Consider the following 14,298-nt stretch of genomic DNA (forward strand, 5'->3'; position numbering starts at 1 on the left):
TGACCGCCTTACGGCTCTTGCTCTTTAGTTGTAAGAGGGACCTCTTTTTTCTGTCCCTTCTTGCTCCGCTCAGCATAAATCCAACCTTTCCGAACCAGCCACTTCTCAATCTCTACGGCCACAAAGACCACCACGGGCAAGGCAAAGCAGAGTGCTAATTCCCCAGGCGGCAAAGGAGAGGTCCTAAATATGGGGTTCAAAAACGGCACGTAAATCACAGCCAATTGTAAAGCCACCGTTACCGCCACCGCTCCTAATAGCAATTTGTTATTCCAAAGCCCTTGGCTAAACAGGGATTCTTTCTCCGAGCGAATAGCGAGTACCTGGGCTAACTGGCACAGGATCAAGACTGTGAAAACAATGGTTTGCCAGTGATCTGAGCCACCATAATAAGCCCAAGCCTGGGAGAAGAGAGACAATCCACCAATCAGCAAGCCCACCCAGATCATATGCTGCCACACGCCATGGGCGAAAATACTTTCATTAGGGGGGCGTGCCAGGCGCTTCATAATACCCCGTTCCTCCGGCTCGACAGAAAGGGCTAAGCCGGGCAGGCCATCAGTCACTAGATTAATCCAAAGAATTTGGATAGGCACTAAAGGCAAGGGAAGACCCAAGAAAGGGGCCAGGAAGAGGGTCCAGATCTCCCCTGAATTGCTGGCCATCGTATATTTGACAAACTTACGGATATTATCAAAGATACGCCGCCCCTCCCGCACGGCGCTCACAATGGTGGCGAAATTGTCATCAAGCAGCACCATATCGGAGGCTTCCCTCGCCACATCGGTCCCCTTTTGCCCCATGGCCACTCCGATCCCGGCTCTTTTTAGGGCGGGCGCATCATTGACGCCGTCCCCGGTCATGGCCACAAACTCTCCCCTGTCCTGCAACGCCTTCACAATCCGGATTTTTTGCTCCGGGGTCACCCGCGCATAGGTCCTGATCTGCCGTACCCGAGCGGCAAAATCCTCTTCCGAAATTTGAGCCAGTTCTTGCCCGGTGATAACCGAACCATCCTCCTTATCGATACCCAACCGAACCGCAATAGCCCGTGCAGTTCCAGGATGATCCCCCGTGATCATTACCGGGGTGATACCCGCCGATATACAATCGGCCACTGCACCGGGCACTTCCTTGCGGGGGGGATCAATCAACGCCACCAGTCCGAGAAAGATAAGCTCCTTTTCAATGACTTCGGAATCCCATTCCGTCGGGACAGTCTTAAGGGGCCGAAACGCAGCGGCAAGAACCCGATACCCTTGCCCTGCAAGATCCTCTGCCTCCCCAAGCAGCGCTTTAGCATCCACCTCAGCGTCCCCTTCGGCAGTCTGCATCTGCAAGCAGCGGGATAAGATTTGTTCCGGTGCCCCTTTGACAAAGGCAACTACCTCCCCTTCCGACTTCCGATGCACCGTCGTCATCCGCTTGCGTTCAGAATCAAAGGGAATATCGCCAATGCGGGGCAACGCCTCTTCTAGGGAGTGCCGTTCATAACCCGCCCTATCGGCAGCTTGGTAGAGCGCCACTTCAGTGGGATCACCTCGCGCACCCTCCTTTTTGTCGGGCACCACCTCATTACAAAGGGCTAAGGCTTGGCCCAGTAGATGCCAAGGAGAGCGCTCGGAATCCGGCGGCGGAATTTGACTCTTCTGCTCACCTGCTGCCCAAAAAACCTCGGCTGTCATCCGGCTTTCGGTCAACGTACCGGTCTTGTCTGTGCAGATATAAGTCACCGAGCCGAGGGTTTCCACAGCAGGCAAGCGGCGGATTAAGGCATTGCGCCGGCTCATGTTGCGGGCCCCAATGGCCAGAGAGACGGTAACGACTGCAGGTAAGGCTTCAGGGATAGCCGCCACGGCCAAACTCACCGCCGTTAAAAACATCAAAACGATAGCTTCTCCGCGCAGCAGCCCGCTGACAAAAATAATCCCACAGACAATGAGAACGATGATGGCCAAGCGTTGACCAAAGTGAGCCAACCGTTGTTGTAGAGGGGTTTTAACCGCTTCTTCTTGATGTAATAGGGAAGCGATTCGCCCCAACTCAGTCTCCATGCCAGTAGCCACCACCACGCCCGTGGCTCGACCGTGACTGACCAGGGTTCCCTTGTAGCCCATGTTAAATCGGTCTCCTAGGGGGGCCTCCTCCTCTCCCAAGGCCTTGGCGGTCTTCTGAACCGCCTGGGATTCCCCCGTAAGGGCCGCTTCATCCACCCTAAGCTCTGAGGTTTTCAGAAGACGAAGATCCGCTGGAACCACAGTGCCCGCTTCGAGCAGCACCACATCACCCGGCACCAAATCAACAGCAGGTATGGTATAGGTTTTTCCACTTCGGAGCACTTGAGCTTCAGGCGCCGCCATCATCCTAAGTGCGGCAATCGCCCGTTCTGCCCGATATTCCTGAACGGCGCCAATAACGGCATTCAGAACCACAATCACCATAATAGCAATAGCATCCTGGGGTTCGCCGATGATGCCTGAAACAACTGCCGCCACGATCAAGACAATGACCATAAAGTCCGTGAACTGACCAAGAATCATGCGCCATATGGGGCGCCGGGCAGCTTCCTGAATGGTATTTTTGCCCTGGTCGGCCAACCGCTCCTTTGCCGTTTCCGACGTTAACCCCTGCTCTGGATCAACGTCTAATCGTTGCAAAACTTTCTCCGCTTCCTGGGTATGCCAACGCTGCCCTTTTTCGGGGTTGTTATTCATATTGCCTTTCCGCAGCCTCACTGACATAGGCACTCGCTAGCCCGTTCATCATCAACGCAATGGTTGTCCCCATACAGGCATTGAATACAGTAGAGATGGCCATAGTGCCGATGATGTAAAATCCCATCGTTAAACCTAGCATCGCCAGCGCGCCATCAAAGCCATGGGTGACAAAATAACGGCGGGCAATACGATGGGACCGGGAGATATCTAATAAGAAACGGAATTCCTGGAACAGTTTCAAATAAAGCTTGTCTTGCAAATGGGGCGATTAAAGCAGCATTATCATGCTCTACCGGACTAACTTTGACTTTCTCCCGCAACGGTGACCTCATCAATGCTATGGATAGACCCGCCCATGCGTGTTATCGTCTCATCTATTTGCCCAAACTGGATGTCTGCACCTTCAAGGGTCACGGTGATTGTTTCTGTCTTTTCATCCACTGCCTCAACGGTGATATTGACCCGATACCCGGAGTCCTGTGCAGCAATAGTTCTAGCAAATTCCAACACATTAGGAGGATGTGGTTTTAGCACATCGAGCACAATACGCTTTACCCTACTCATCAGATTCTCTTAGGCAGGACCGCGCAGTAAAAACGACTTCTATACTGTCTTACGGCTCTTGCTCTTTAATAGCTCGGGTTCTGTCTATAGTATAATCAATATGTTGCCTCCTTCGGCTTTCTGTTATGCCTCTGCCCCGATTTTCTTCTGATACCGTCTTCACTTTCTCTAATTCTGTACATAACTGCTGCAATTCGGTACACAGTTCATCGATAAGATCTTCATCTTTAAACATCTTTTCCTCCTTGTTCGCTATGCTGCTCTCACCCAACGGGCAGCATCTGCCTTTCAGATAGATTTCGACCAAAATTTAAGAAGCCGCTTCAAGAAGGCTATGTTTTTTTTATATTCAATTGCAAATAGGGCGATAACTCAATGGATAGCATAAATCCTAGTAGAAATAAACTTCTAAGATTGTTTCCCGCCCCCTTAGAACAGGTAGCGCTAGAGGGGCTATATCTCAACCAAGAGCTACACAGACTGGGAACCCACTCCCAACCTTTTGTCTACACCAATTTTATTGCTAGCCTAGATGGTCGCATTTCGTTAGAACATCCACAGAAGAGAACCCGCATTGTTCCAGATAACATTGCCAACCCTCGTGACTGGCGCTTATTTCAAGAATTAGCTGCCCAAGCAGATGCACTGCTTACTAGCGGCCGTTATATTCGTCAACTCGCCCAAAATGTAGCGCAGGACATTCTGCCGGTCAGCGAGCAACCAGAATACGCGGATCTTATTCAGTGGCGACAATCGCAAGGTCTGGCACCGCAACCTGCAATTGTCGTCATTAGTGCCAGTCTGAATCTCCCTATCCCAGAGATATTGTTCAATTCTAATCGGTCAATCTATGTGGCTACGGGTTCTAAGGCAGATCCGCTTCGGGTGCAAGAGCTCAAAGAGAAAGGTATTCAAGTCATTGTGGCAGGCAAGGGGTTACGTGTTCAGGGACAAGCGCTGATCGCAGCATTGGGGCAGGAAGGGTTCACTACCCTTTATGCCATTGCTGGCCCCGAGGTTTTAAAAACTTTGCTGACTGATCAAATACTCAATCGACTCTATTTAACTCACGCCCTTCGAATTTTAGGGGGGGAATCCTTCGATACTCTTTTGGAAGGAGAACGGCTTAATCCGGCTGCAGACTTCAATCTGCATTCGCTTTACTACGATATTACAAACGAGGGAGAACCTAGCCAGATGTTTACTATTTATGAAGCTGTAGCGAGAAAAGACAGCGCACCAAACAGCTAAATTATCCTCTTCATGGCACTTACCATTCCACTACGGCTTTCACTGGCAGGTGATCGGAGGCTACTCGCGTCAATGAAGAAGCCTCCACCTCCAGTGCTAGCAACCGTCGGTGTCCGTGTAGCCAAATACGATCCAACGCCAGGAGAGGATAACGGGCGGGAAAGGAGGCCGGTGCTGGGAATTGGCCAAATGCAGAACATAACCAACGCAAGGCTCGACTCCAGGGCCACCACTCATTGAAATCCCCCATAAGCACTGTACGCCCTTCATCTGGAGTAAGCCCCAGGCTAAGCAACTGCTGAATCTGAAGTTTCCGCTCTCGAATCGTCAATCCTAGATGGGTCGCCACCACTCGTATTTTCTGCCCTCGCCATTTGAGATCCACATCAATGGCACCACGAGGCTCGCGCCATGAGGCACTGAGATCATAGCGCTGTACCTGGAGTAATTTAGCTCGCGTCAACAACGCATTCCCGTAATGGAATGTTTTACGGAGAAATATCGGACCGGGAATGGCGACCAATCCGGTTTCGCCGGCAAGGTAGTCAAGCAAGTCTTGGCCGTTTACGGACTGGTGTTCTACCTCTTGTAAGGCGATTACATCTGCATCAAGGGAACGGAGCACAGAAGCCGTTCGGGCTGGATTGAAACGACGATCAGCACCGATGCAGCTACTGATGTTATAGGTGGCAAGCCGCAGCTGCATTAAAACCTTGACCTTCAGGCCTTCTCTCGCCGAAGCCAATAGCCACCCAAAGCGGCAATCACCAATAACAGCAGACCCAAAAAGATCACAAAGATAAAGCGAGTTATTCCCGGCTCACGCAATGCAGCCATTAAACCATCAACAAAAAATACCATAGCAAATATTCCAGGTGTCATCCCCAGCAGTGATCCAATAAAATAATCCCGGATCTTAATGGAGGAGGCGCCGGCCACGAAATTTATTATAGTAAACGGTGCCAAAGGCACCACCCGGAAAAAGACCACCGTTAAAATACCGCGCTTAGATAACCGCTCGCTGAGCCGGTGAGTGCGACAACCTGCCCAACGGTGCACCGTATCCCTTCCTAGGGCATGGCCAATGGCATAGGTCACTAGCGCCGCACTCAAAGCCCCAGTCACGGCATAAATAAAGCCCATGACCGGCCCAAATATCAAAGCGGTGGCAATAATCATCATCGACACTGGCAAGGCTATCAGGCTCCCCAACACAAACCCCAGGACTGCTATCATGCCTCCCCAAGGGCTATCAGCCAGGCCATGCGCCCAGACAGCCAATTTTTCGGGCTCTAACCACTCTGACAGGGGTGTCCACTGCCAAGCCATCGCCAGAGCAAGTAAGGACATCAAGGGCACCCCTCTCAAAGCTAGCCTGCGTCCCCTTGTATAGCGACTAGGCTCGCCGGCCAAAACCTTATCTAATTGATTGGAATCAATAGAAATTTTAGAATTCAAATAAAATATCCTCTAGTACCGCTGGCCACTATCCACGTTGGCTCATTCCAGCATTTTGTCACGCTGAGACTAAAGTTAAAGTGATTAAGTTCAAGTAGACTGCTAACCTTAGAATAATAACTGGCTGCCCTTTTCAATAAAAAAGAGTAAAGGGGAAAATCGCTCAATGTCGCCCCAAGGGCATACCAAAATAGCAACAGAGAAGGAAGAAGGTGATGCAATCCTCTGTCAATAAGCAATTAATCTGGAATGGCATGGAGACGATTCACTCCGCGAAGCAGCTGCTTAGGGAACACCGCAATATTGTATTAAAGCTTCCTCCAGATTTTCACCACACCCTATTTTCTCATTTTCATCCCGATGCCAACCCCAGACAAGTGGATAAAGTCGACACCTCCGGTGGACCCGAACTGTTGGAAAAAATTTCGGAGATACGTGGTCTGGAAGAAATCACCCATTTAATCCCGCTCATCACCGAAACAGGAGCTAAAATCCATGTGATAAGCCCAAGTCCATCCATTGAAATTTATTTTTAATTCTAAAATATCGACCTTAGAAGAAAAATCTTTATCTCTTAAAAAGCCGCTGGCTACTGGCAATTCAAGGCGCTCTATAAAAAAATTACGGTAATAAAAAGTTTATTGAAAGATCATCGTTTTTTCATATTGAACACCTAATGTCCTAGTCAGACACGGACAGGAATAAAGGTAAAACTAAACGATGAGCACAATTAAAGCCCCCCATATCTTTCAACGCATGGATCAATACGAGCTTGCGTATTGCTTATGCTTTAACCGTATCTGCCGCTTGCCACAAATCACACGTTTATTTGCAGCAATCAGTCGCCTTGGGGATGGAGTCTTCTGGTATACCCTTATGCTAATACTCCCCATGATGCGGGGCGAACAGGGTTTAATGGCATCCCTGCATATGTTAATGGTGGGCTCCATTGCTCTCCTAATTTATAAGGGGTTGAAAGGCCGTATGGAAAGGCCCCGACCCTTTAACACCCATGAAGGTATCTATATCTATACCGCCCCTCTCGATCACTATAGCTTTCCCTCCGGCCACACTTTGCATGCCATCGGCTTTACCATTATCGCTGTAGGATATTTCCCGGAACTGGCCTGGTTATTGGTGCCCTTTACCGCTCTGGTGGCCTTATCTCGCGTCGTTCTTGGGCTCCATTATCCAACGGATGTGCTTGCTGGAGCAGCCATAGGAACGACTATTGCTGTAGTGAGCTGGAGTATTTAGCCCCAACCTTATTAACCCAGAAGGGAAAAGGCCGCGCAAAACCCTCTAGTCCCTATCTAGAAGAAGCTAGAGCTAGCTCCTGTTCATTAAAGCAGCCAGGCAGTAACAAGATAGAGCACTACGGTCACGGCCCCTGCGGTTAAGGCATAGGGAAGTTGAGTCTGAACATGTTCAAGGTGGTCACAGCCTGCCGCCAAGGAAGAAATAATAGTCGTATCAGAAATAGGAGAACAGTGATCGCCAAAAACGCCCCCTCCTAAAAGGGCAGATAGCACCAATGCAGGAGGTAACTCAGCGGCCTGGGCTAGGGGTAAAGCAATGGGAATCATTATCCCAAAAGTACCCCATGAAGTGCCTGTAGTAAAAGAAATAATTCCTGCTGTGATAAAAACTAATACCGGGATAAAAGGAGCGGGCAGTGACGGCCCTACTATTTGGGCGACGAATTTCCCCGTCCCCAGAAGCCCCATGCTAGCGCTCAGAGCGAGGGCCAACAACACCGTTGTGACCACGGGCAGAAGCTTTCCCATTCCCTCAAAACCTAACTCAATCAGTTGCCGGTGGGAGTAAATTTTATCCTTAAGTAATAAAGCATAGGCCACTAGCGTGGCCAGGGCCGTCGCCCAAAAGACTGCACTCGATCCTGAACCGGCCAACAAATCCCCACTCCCCGTATATCCTAGAAAGAACAAGACAGCGCTCACCATAACCAATAGAGGCAATAGCATGTATCTTGCCCTCGTTGGAGCAATATTTTCTTCCTCGATATTGACATCCTGTCGCGTTTCAGAATGTTTTAGTGGCCCATAAACGCGCTGCGTAATGGCAGTATAAAAAACTAATACTAAGGTAATAATGGCATAGAAATTAAAGGGTATGCTCATGACCAAAATAGTGATGGGATTATCAAATCCCTGTTCAGTGAGCAATCCAAGCAGATAAGCGCCCCACCCATTAAGTAAGATCAATATAGATACGGGCGCACAAGTCGAATCCACAAAGTAAGCGAGCCGGGCACGGCTCATCTGAAATTTATCGAACAACGGCCGTGAAAGTATTCCCGCGGTCAGAATACTCATATTGGTCTCAATGAAAATAGCAAGCCCCACAAAGGAAGTCAGGAGACTGACACGGCGCGGTGTCCGGGTAAAACCTACTCGAGTCAACAAGTGCACACAGGCAGCCACCCCACCTGACTGCCGGACATAAATCAATAATGCGCCCACCAATGTACTGAATAATAAAACCTGGGTGTTGCTCTCGTTTTGAAATACGGCAGTGATACGTTCCAAAAGTCCGATAAACCCCTGGGCGGGGTCATTGCCCGCAAGCAAGGTCTCAGATAAATAAAGGGCTACAAACAGGGCGAGGATAACCTCTCTTTTCCAGATTCCAATCAAAATCGCAGCGAATGCAGGTAGTAAGGTTATCCAACCCACAACATCTCCTTGAAGCAACAGATCCCTTGAAAAGGCTTAAATTGATACCTATATGGCTTTTTCTTGCTCAGATGAAGGTGGCTGTTGCAAAGACCTGAACAACTCCTCAAACTCTTTAGAAAGCCCTTCCAGTTGTTTTTGGATTTCAGGAAGCTCTGCCTTTAACTTTTTCTCAATTTCTTTTAACTCACGTTGAACTTTAGGTAATGACTGCTGCAATTCAGTTAAAGACTGATCAAGTTTCTGCGAGAACTGTTCAGCAAGCGTTTCAAGACCCTTTAGCGCGCGCGCCAATTCACTGGCTTCCGTAAGCATGGCCACCGTCTCTTCATAGTGCACCTTCCATAGTCCCTTTTCCCTGACAAGGGTTGTCTCAAGGGGGACAGTCACTGGCCTCTCACCGTCAACCACCACAGTGGTTTCAACCAAGGCTTGCTCCCCATCAATAATGATCTTGCCTAATTCAAACTCAGCTATGGGCAGCAGAGAAGGAGTAAGCTCCTTTTTTTCTGAATATTCTGATGAAACGTATTGGCGAATACTCTGGATATCATTCTTTTTCACGGCTGTCCAAAATTTTTCGGTGACTTCAAATGGAGATAATTTCTCAGCACAGGCTCCGGGGGTAGCCCCCAGACAGAAAACTAGTAGCAATGAAAAAGTAATTAATCTTTTCATTCTAAAGCCTCACAAGCAATTAACTGCTACATTTTTATAACGTTTCAAGGTCAATATCAGCTATTTCTATATGAAACGATCCCTCTTTCCAAACTACTTTTCCAATATCCACCCAGGGCTGCTTTAAATTGCGATTACGCACATCTTTTTGCCAATGCACAGGAACTTCTACCTCTTTCATCTTTATAATAAATTCTGCATCCTGCAGATTAAGTCCTACTTTCACCCCCCAAAAGGCGGTTACTTTTTCAATAAATTTATAAAGGTACTTCTGCTCTATATTAGGCGTTACAGCAATATTAGCCCACATAGATTGAACCCTTCCCCAATTCGGAGCGATTAGCCGCCCTTCCCCATTAACAAATGGAAGCCATCGCTCCTGGCCATGGCTATCTTTATAGGTAAGCGCCAAAATATGGTTGTAGCCGTGGAGATGATCGTGCAAATAAAGGGCATGTGGGGTTATCCCCAAAAAGACATGAGAAAGGGACAATATTCCGTTGCTTATCTGTTTTAGAACCTGGCCAACCTCATTTTCTTTTCCAAGATTATCAAGACGATAAAATATTCCATAGTGAATCGTACTATTTAACTGTAGCACGATAACCACGACTAAAAATTTAGCAATGCGCCTAGATCGTTGTTCCAACGTCCCGGCATAATGCTCATAAATGTTTCTAAAGGTACACTCTTCTTGTGAGTTATTTTCCGTTGAAATAAGACAGTTCTCATCACAAGTCAAACGGGCACGTTGATCTGCAATTCTCCGATATATTTGTCTCCCAATATGATAGATTCCAGGAATTCTTATCATGACACCCAAGAAAGCAGTGTATTTCATTTTTAAAAGAATTTGGATGTAGGTATCGATACCTGCATATAGACAATTATTCTGATCAAGAGCATAGAGATCTTCTAGCAGTTGATCGTCAGAAATGTTATTGAGTTCAGGATACTGCCTAGCATGATCTTGCAACCCCTTAAATTCAATTGCTTTAAAAACATCGAAATGTTCGACGATAATTCTTGTACGATTGCAAAGAGGACATTGTTGATCGTAAAAAACTGTCAGTGCTGGCGCTTTACGCTGCAAGGATTCCTTTAGCTTTCGCCACCAGGAGAAAGGAACCATTAAAAAATAATAGATCAGCATTCCAAAGCCGAAAGGATAAATATTGAGTGACAAAATAATGCCACTATGAAAAACAGCTCCCATCATCATCAAAGGAACACGAAAAGGGCGAAAATAAAAAATAAAAATAAAAATAAATTGAAAAACTATAATCGAATAGCCGATAAATTTTTGCAAAATTTCATTATTTAACATCCACGTCATATCGATCGCGGAAATATAATAGGGCATCGTTGAGGGCAACCATCCTCCTAACCCATTGCGCCAGTGTTCCGCAAACAATTTATGAGTAGCTGAGTCAAAGTAAAGTAGTCCCAAGGAGATAGCGAGGGGAAGATAGTAGCTAAGGACAGAAACAGTACCAGGAGGATGATAACGTAATCCTAGCCCTGAAAACTTAAGTTTGAGCTTGAGATTATCTAAAGATAATGCCCTTTCTGTCGGTAAAAAGATAAGGAGAAAACTCGAGCCAATCATGAATTGATCGAAACCACCATCAAAATCCTGCCACATGGGAGTAAAAGTGGTAAAGATCACCCAGAAAAAATAATTAACTACAGCAGCAAAGCGGGTATGGTAACCCACAGTTAGAAAAAGAGCATTAGAGCCCCATAGAATCAAAAAAAAATGAATCGAGGGTGAGGCAACATCAAGAAAAGGAATGGGATCAAAAATCAGATGACGAAAATAATAGAGAAAAACAACTTCTTGAAAAATAATCAAACCCAAAAAGATACGAAAAACACCAAGCCCTAACGCCGGAACCTGTTTATTGAGCCCTATTTTGACAAAGCTCAGGATCTTACGGTACATCAACTTTATACTAACCTCGCTTAATCCTTATCTAAAGCGAAAACTACCAGAGGGCTCGCAAAAAGCACTGCTTTGCGCGAGCTTTAGGTATCAGTATTTCTAGAATGATTAAATATGGGGGTGAAACCCGAAAATAACCATGTAGGGCGGTGAAATCCAGATGGCAGTCGTTTTGAGCACCACCTAGCTTTGGTCAAAGCTATGAGCGAATCCTGATCATTCTACAATTAACTGCCCTAAAGGATAAAAAAATTATTGCCTTTCCACTATGGCCAAATCCCTTCAGGGCGACCCTTTCTTATTTAAAAACGTATCTTAAGTTTTGATATATTGCATGACAAGCAATAATATTGTTTTCACGCAATTAGTAAAGTTAGTCTAAAATATAAAGAATAATTATGTTTAAGGATAGGGCTATGAGTGTTACTTCTTCTATTGCACGCACTTCAAAGGATATTGCACGCACGTCAAAGGACAGCGTTCGCCGTCTAGCCTGGCTGTACCACCCTCGGACCTGGAAGGAAAAGGGTATTCTCTGGTCTATAGGCCTGGCCTTAGGCACCTATGTCGTCGCCGTCGTGATTTTGGGTATTTGGTGGTCTTTGGAACCGGACAGGTTCGACATTCGCGCCAGCACCCAAGAAGTTGCTGAAGAAATAGAACTGCCTCAGAGCAAGCGGAAAAACTTACCTGCCGGTCTTACTTCCACCGCTGCGGCTATTTTCGTTGCCAAAACCCTGCTGGAGAAGCCCGGAGGGTATCTTAGCAACGATAGACTCCCCCCAGGGGTCTACCTGGATAATATCCCCAATTGGGAATTCGGGGTATTAGTCCAGTTACGGGATTTTGTGCGCGCTATGCGCAACGATTTTTCCCGTTCCCAAACCCAGTCCATTGAGGATAAGGACTTACAGGTTGCCGATCCCCAGTTTAACTTCGACTCGGAGGCTTGGATAGTCCCCTCCTCGGAAGGCCAATATCGAAAGGGCATTAAAGCCTTGCTCGATTATGAGAAACGCCTCTCAGACAACAATAGGGCCGACGGCCAGTTTTTTGTTCGTGCGGATAACCTAAGTTCCTACCTGGAAGTGGTAGAAAAACGCCTAGGCGATACAGTCCAGCGTCTAGCCTCTGCCGTGGGCCATACCCAACTCAATGTTAACCTGGCAGGGGAGCCGCGAGGCCGTTCAGCCAAGCCCGAGCCCCGGGAGATCCGGGTTAAGACCTCTTGGTGGAAGATTGATGATGTCTTTTACGAAGCCCGCGGTACCGCCTGGGCCCTCGGCCACTTTCTCCGGGCCCTGCGTATGGACTTCGAGCCTATCCTGCAAAATAAGAACGCCGAGGTCAGTCTAGAGCAGGTCATTCGCGGGCTAGAAAATTCCCAGGAAACGATCTGGAGTCCGCTGATACTCAACGGCGACGGCTTCGGCACGCTGGCCAACCACTCCCTGGTCATGGCCTCCTATTTAGCCGCGGCTAACGCTGCTATTATCGACCTGCGGGATCTATTACGGCAAGGTTAAGGGGAAGCCCTCCTCTAACGCAGTTTTTTCTCAGAATCAGAAATAGGAGGTAGCGCCAGGGGAACCACTGGGGAACCATTCTACCAGGCGCTACCCTAGGCTTGTCTACCGGCTCGAAGGCCTCGACCTATCACCACCATTCATCTTCTTATGTAGACTAGACTTGGAAATGGTATGAAAACGAATACCCTGGTAGGCACCTGCGGTTTTGCTGAATCTCATGGGAATACGTTTAGAGATTTCGGTATCGTTGAAATTCAGTAGACTTTCTATCAACCTCCTCGGGTGGCGACGGCCAAACGCTGGCGTGAGCAAGCTCCCGACATAGGCCAGGTAATTACCGACCTGGCCCTAGTGCATGGGGTGGATCCATTCCTACGTTGGCCACGGCATGGATTGTTTCTGATTTGCCTTTATCTGAGCAATTCGGGCCTGATCATCCAGTTAATCTGCCAGTGTGCATCATTATTGAGTTCCAGGCAGACCGCAGTCCCCGGCCGGTAGGCAGTGATGAGCCGCGTTTCGTCTTGGATAACTAAATGGGAAACCAGTTTGGCCATAAACGGCAGATGGCCAACGATGAGCGTATCCCTATCCCAGCTTTCGCTTTGCCAATCAAACACTTTAGGGTTTGCATTTGGATTGATGAGACCGCTGGTTTCCAGCTCTACCCCCGGTGCGATCGCTTTCGCCAAGCACTCTGCACTCTGGAGGGCACGGAGCTTGCCACTGTGAATCACCCTATCCACTCGAATATCTGCCTGCTTAAGAAATGCGGCCAGCCAATCAATATCCTCTTTACCTTGATCGGTTAAGGGCCGATCAGGGTTGGCTTCTTTTGGATAGGCCTCGCCATGCTGCACCAGATAAAGTTTCATATTTGCTACTCTTTAAGTCACAATTCCTCGTGAGTGGAGGTTTTTTATGATTTTCTCCATAAATGCGGGAAGATCGGAAGGTTGGCGGGAAGTAATCAGATTGCCGTCGACCACAACCTCCTCATCCACATAGTAGGCACCTGCCTGCTTCATTTCTGTGGCTACCGACCGGTAACAGGTTGCCTTCCTGCCCTCCATGAGCTGGGCAGAGATGAGTATCTGCGGGCCGTGACATATGGCAGCGACCAGCTTGTCAGCTTGCACGAAGCGACGGACCAGATCAAGCACGGTCTTTTCCTTTCGCAGCTGCGCCGGAGCTCGCCCACCTGGTAGAATCAGCAGGTCGTAAGCCCCAGAGTCCACCTCCTCGACACTCAGACTCGCTTCCACTACATCCCCATGCTTGCCCTGAAGCATGCCCCGTTGCAAAGAAGCCACATCGGTTGCAATATCTTCCTGGGTAAGCTGCTGGTAAGGCACTTGTAGCTCGCTATCCTCAAAGCCATCGGCGCTGATAATTAGAGCTTTCATTACGATTCTCCTTCCCTTCCTAGCTTTAGCTAGAGCAGACTAAGTATCTATGAA

At 48.0% G+C, this 14,298-nt stretch carries 15 protein-coding genes; 4 read left to right on the forward strand and 11 right to left on the reverse strand.

Annotated elements, in window-relative coordinates; translation table 11 throughout:
- Positions 1-8: 8 nt before the first annotated feature.
- The 4 genes from E3U44_RS17320 to E3U44_RS17335 are packed head-to-tail and all read right to left on the reverse strand — an operon-like array spanning position 9 to position 3,516.
- On the reverse strand, positions 9-2,714 hold the full coding sequence (locus E3U44_RS17320) for a cation-translocating P-type ATPase (RefSeq protein WP_134359326.1): 2,706 nt from the start codon (positions 2,712-2,714) through the stop codon (positions 9-11).
- Positions 2,707-2,958, reverse strand: coding sequence for a hypothetical protein (locus E3U44_RS17325; protein ID WP_206054834.1), 252 nt, complete (start codon positions 2,956-2,958; stop codon positions 2,707-2,709). The genes E3U44_RS17320 and E3U44_RS17325 overlap by 8 nt, the downstream gene beginning before the upstream one ends.
- Before the next feature lie 56 nt (positions 2,959-3,014).
- A complete protein-coding gene (locus E3U44_RS17330; protein ID WP_134359327.1) occupies positions 3,015-3,281 on the reverse strand; it encodes a DUF211 domain-containing protein in 267 nt (88 codons plus the stop codon).
- A gap of 49 nt (positions 3,282-3,330) precedes the next feature.
- A complete protein-coding gene (locus E3U44_RS17335) occupies positions 3,331-3,516 on the reverse strand; it encodes a hypothetical protein (protein ID WP_134359328.1) in 186 nt (61 codons plus the stop codon).
- A 140-nt stretch (positions 3,517-3,656) separates the two neighbouring features.
- Here E3U44_RS17335 and E3U44_RS17340 point away from each other — a divergent pair, with 140 nt between their 5' ends.
- Positions 3,657-4,532 (forward strand): RibD family protein, encoded by an 876-nt coding sequence (locus E3U44_RS17340; protein ID WP_134359329.1) that lies wholly within the window; start codon positions 3,657-3,659, stop codon positions 4,530-4,532.
- Positions 4,533-4,551: 19 nt separating this feature from the next.
- Here the strand turns inward: E3U44_RS17340 and E3U44_RS17345 are convergent, their stop codons facing one another.
- The gene (locus E3U44_RS17345) at positions 4,552-5,238 is read right to left on the reverse strand and encodes an endonuclease/exonuclease/phosphatase family protein (RefSeq protein WP_240761641.1); all 687 of its coding nucleotides are present in this window, start codon (positions 5,236-5,238) and stop codon (positions 4,552-4,554) included.
- 14 nt (positions 5,239-5,252) lie between these two features.
- Positions 5,253-5,990, reverse strand: a complete 738-nt coding sequence (locus tag E3U44_RS17350) for a TVP38/TMEM64 family protein (RefSeq protein WP_206054835.1) — start codon at positions 5,988-5,990, stop codon at positions 5,253-5,255.
- Between the two features lie 215 nt (positions 5,991-6,205).
- Between E3U44_RS17350 and E3U44_RS17355 the strand changes: the two genes are divergently transcribed.
- Both E3U44_RS17355 and E3U44_RS17360 read left to right on the forward strand, forming a co-directional pair.
- Positions 6,206-6,526 (forward strand): hypothetical protein, encoded by a 321-nt coding sequence (locus E3U44_RS17355; RefSeq protein WP_134359331.1) that lies wholly within the window; start codon positions 6,206-6,208, stop codon positions 6,524-6,526.
- A 184-nt stretch (positions 6,527-6,710) separates the two neighbouring features.
- A complete protein-coding gene (locus E3U44_RS17360) occupies positions 6,711-7,247 on the forward strand; it encodes a phosphatase PAP2 family protein (RefSeq protein WP_134359332.1) in 537 nt (178 codons plus the stop codon).
- Between the two features lie 86 nt (positions 7,248-7,333).
- On the opposite strand, the gene E3U44_RS17365 is transcribed toward E3U44_RS17360, so the two are convergent.
- From E3U44_RS17365 to E3U44_RS17375, 3 genes are read right to left on the reverse strand one after another with little or no spacing between them, the layout of a single operon-like run.
- Positions 7,334-8,686, reverse strand: coding sequence for a Na+/H+ antiporter NhaC family protein (locus E3U44_RS17365; RefSeq protein WP_134359333.1), 1,353 nt, complete (start codon positions 8,684-8,686; stop codon positions 7,334-7,336).
- 48 nt (positions 8,687-8,734) lie between these two features.
- Positions 8,735-9,364, reverse strand: a complete 630-nt coding sequence (locus E3U44_RS17370; RefSeq protein ID WP_134359334.1) for a hypothetical protein — start codon at positions 9,362-9,364, stop codon at positions 8,735-8,737.
- A 34-nt stretch (positions 9,365-9,398) separates the two neighbouring features.
- Positions 9,399-11,309, reverse strand: a complete 1,911-nt coding sequence (locus E3U44_RS17375) for a DCC1-like thiol-disulfide oxidoreductase family protein (protein ID WP_134359335.1) — start codon at positions 11,307-11,309, stop codon at positions 9,399-9,401.
- Positions 11,310-11,725: 416 nt separating this feature from the next.
- Between E3U44_RS17375 and E3U44_RS17380 the strand changes: the two genes are divergently transcribed.
- Positions 11,726-12,835 (forward strand): DUF2333 family protein, encoded by a 1,110-nt coding sequence (locus E3U44_RS17380; RefSeq protein ID WP_134359336.1) that lies wholly within the window; start codon positions 11,726-11,728, stop codon positions 12,833-12,835.
- Positions 12,836-13,248: 413 nt separating this feature from the next.
- Here E3U44_RS17380 and sixA read toward each other — a convergent pair whose 3' ends face one another.
- Together sixA and E3U44_RS17390 are read right to left on the reverse strand one after the other, a co-directional pair.
- Positions 13,249-13,713, reverse strand: a complete 465-nt coding sequence (gene sixA / locus E3U44_RS17385) for a phosphohistidine phosphatase SixA (RefSeq protein WP_134359337.1) — start codon at positions 13,711-13,713, stop codon at positions 13,249-13,251.
- Between the two features lie 12 nt (positions 13,714-13,725).
- Positions 13,726-14,244: a type 1 glutamine amidotransferase domain-containing protein gene (locus E3U44_RS17390; RefSeq protein WP_134359338.1), complete on the reverse strand. Its 519-nt coding sequence runs from the start codon at positions 14,242-14,244 to the stop codon at positions 13,726-13,728.
- Positions 14,245-14,298 lie beyond the last annotated feature (54 nt).

It is taken from the genome of Nitrosococcus wardiae (genome assembly GCF_004421105.1).
Lineage (GTDB): Bacteria > Pseudomonadota > Gammaproteobacteria > Nitrosococcales > Nitrosococcaceae > Nitrosococcus > Nitrosococcus wardiae.

What these genes read in the sequence shown, in the direction of transcription:
- E3U44_RS17320 (WP_134359326.1), bottom strand. Translation starts at nt 2,714, where the DNA reads ATGAATAACAACCCCGAAAAAGGGCAGCGTTGGCATACCCAGGAAGCG.
- E3U44_RS17330 (WP_134359327.1), bottom strand. Translation starts at nt 3,281, where the DNA reads ATGAGTAGGGTAAAGCGTATTGTGCTCGATGTGCTAAAACCACATCCT.
- E3U44_RS17335 (WP_134359328.1), bottom strand. Translation starts at nt 3,516, where the DNA reads ATGTTTAAAGATGAAGATCTTATCGATGAACTGTGTACCGAATTGCAG.
- E3U44_RS17340 (WP_134359329.1), top strand. Translation starts at nt 3,657, where the DNA reads ATGGATAGCATAAATCCTAGTAGAAATAAACTTCTAAGATTGTTTCCC.
- E3U44_RS17345 (WP_240761641.1), bottom strand. Translation starts at nt 5,238, where the DNA reads ATGCAGCTGCGGCTTGCCACCTATAACATCAGTAGCTGCATCGGTGCT.
- E3U44_RS17355 (WP_134359331.1), top strand. Translation starts at nt 6,206, where the DNA reads ATGCAATCCTCTGTCAATAAGCAATTAATCTGGAATGGCATGGAGACG.
- E3U44_RS17360 (WP_134359332.1), top strand. Translation starts at nt 6,711, where the DNA reads ATGAGCACAATTAAAGCCCCCCATATCTTTCAACGCATGGATCAATAC.
- E3U44_RS17370 (WP_134359334.1), bottom strand. Translation starts at nt 9,364, where the DNA reads ATGAAAAGATTAATTACTTTTTCATTGCTACTAGTTTTCTGTCTGGGG.
- E3U44_RS17375 (WP_134359335.1), bottom strand. Translation starts at nt 11,309, where the DNA reads ATGTACCGTAAGATCCTGAGCTTTGTCAAAATAGGGCTCAATAAACAG.
- E3U44_RS17380 (WP_134359336.1), top strand. Translation starts at nt 11,726, where the DNA reads ATGAGTGTTACTTCTTCTATTGCACGCACTTCAAAGGATATTGCACGC.
- sixA (WP_134359337.1), bottom strand. Translation starts at nt 13,713, where the DNA reads ATGAAACTTTATCTGGTGCAGCATGGCGAGGCCTATCCAAAAGAAGCC.
- E3U44_RS17390 (WP_134359338.1), bottom strand. Translation starts at nt 14,244, where the DNA reads ATGAAAGCTCTAATTATCAGCGCCGATGGCTTTGAGGATAGCGAGCTA.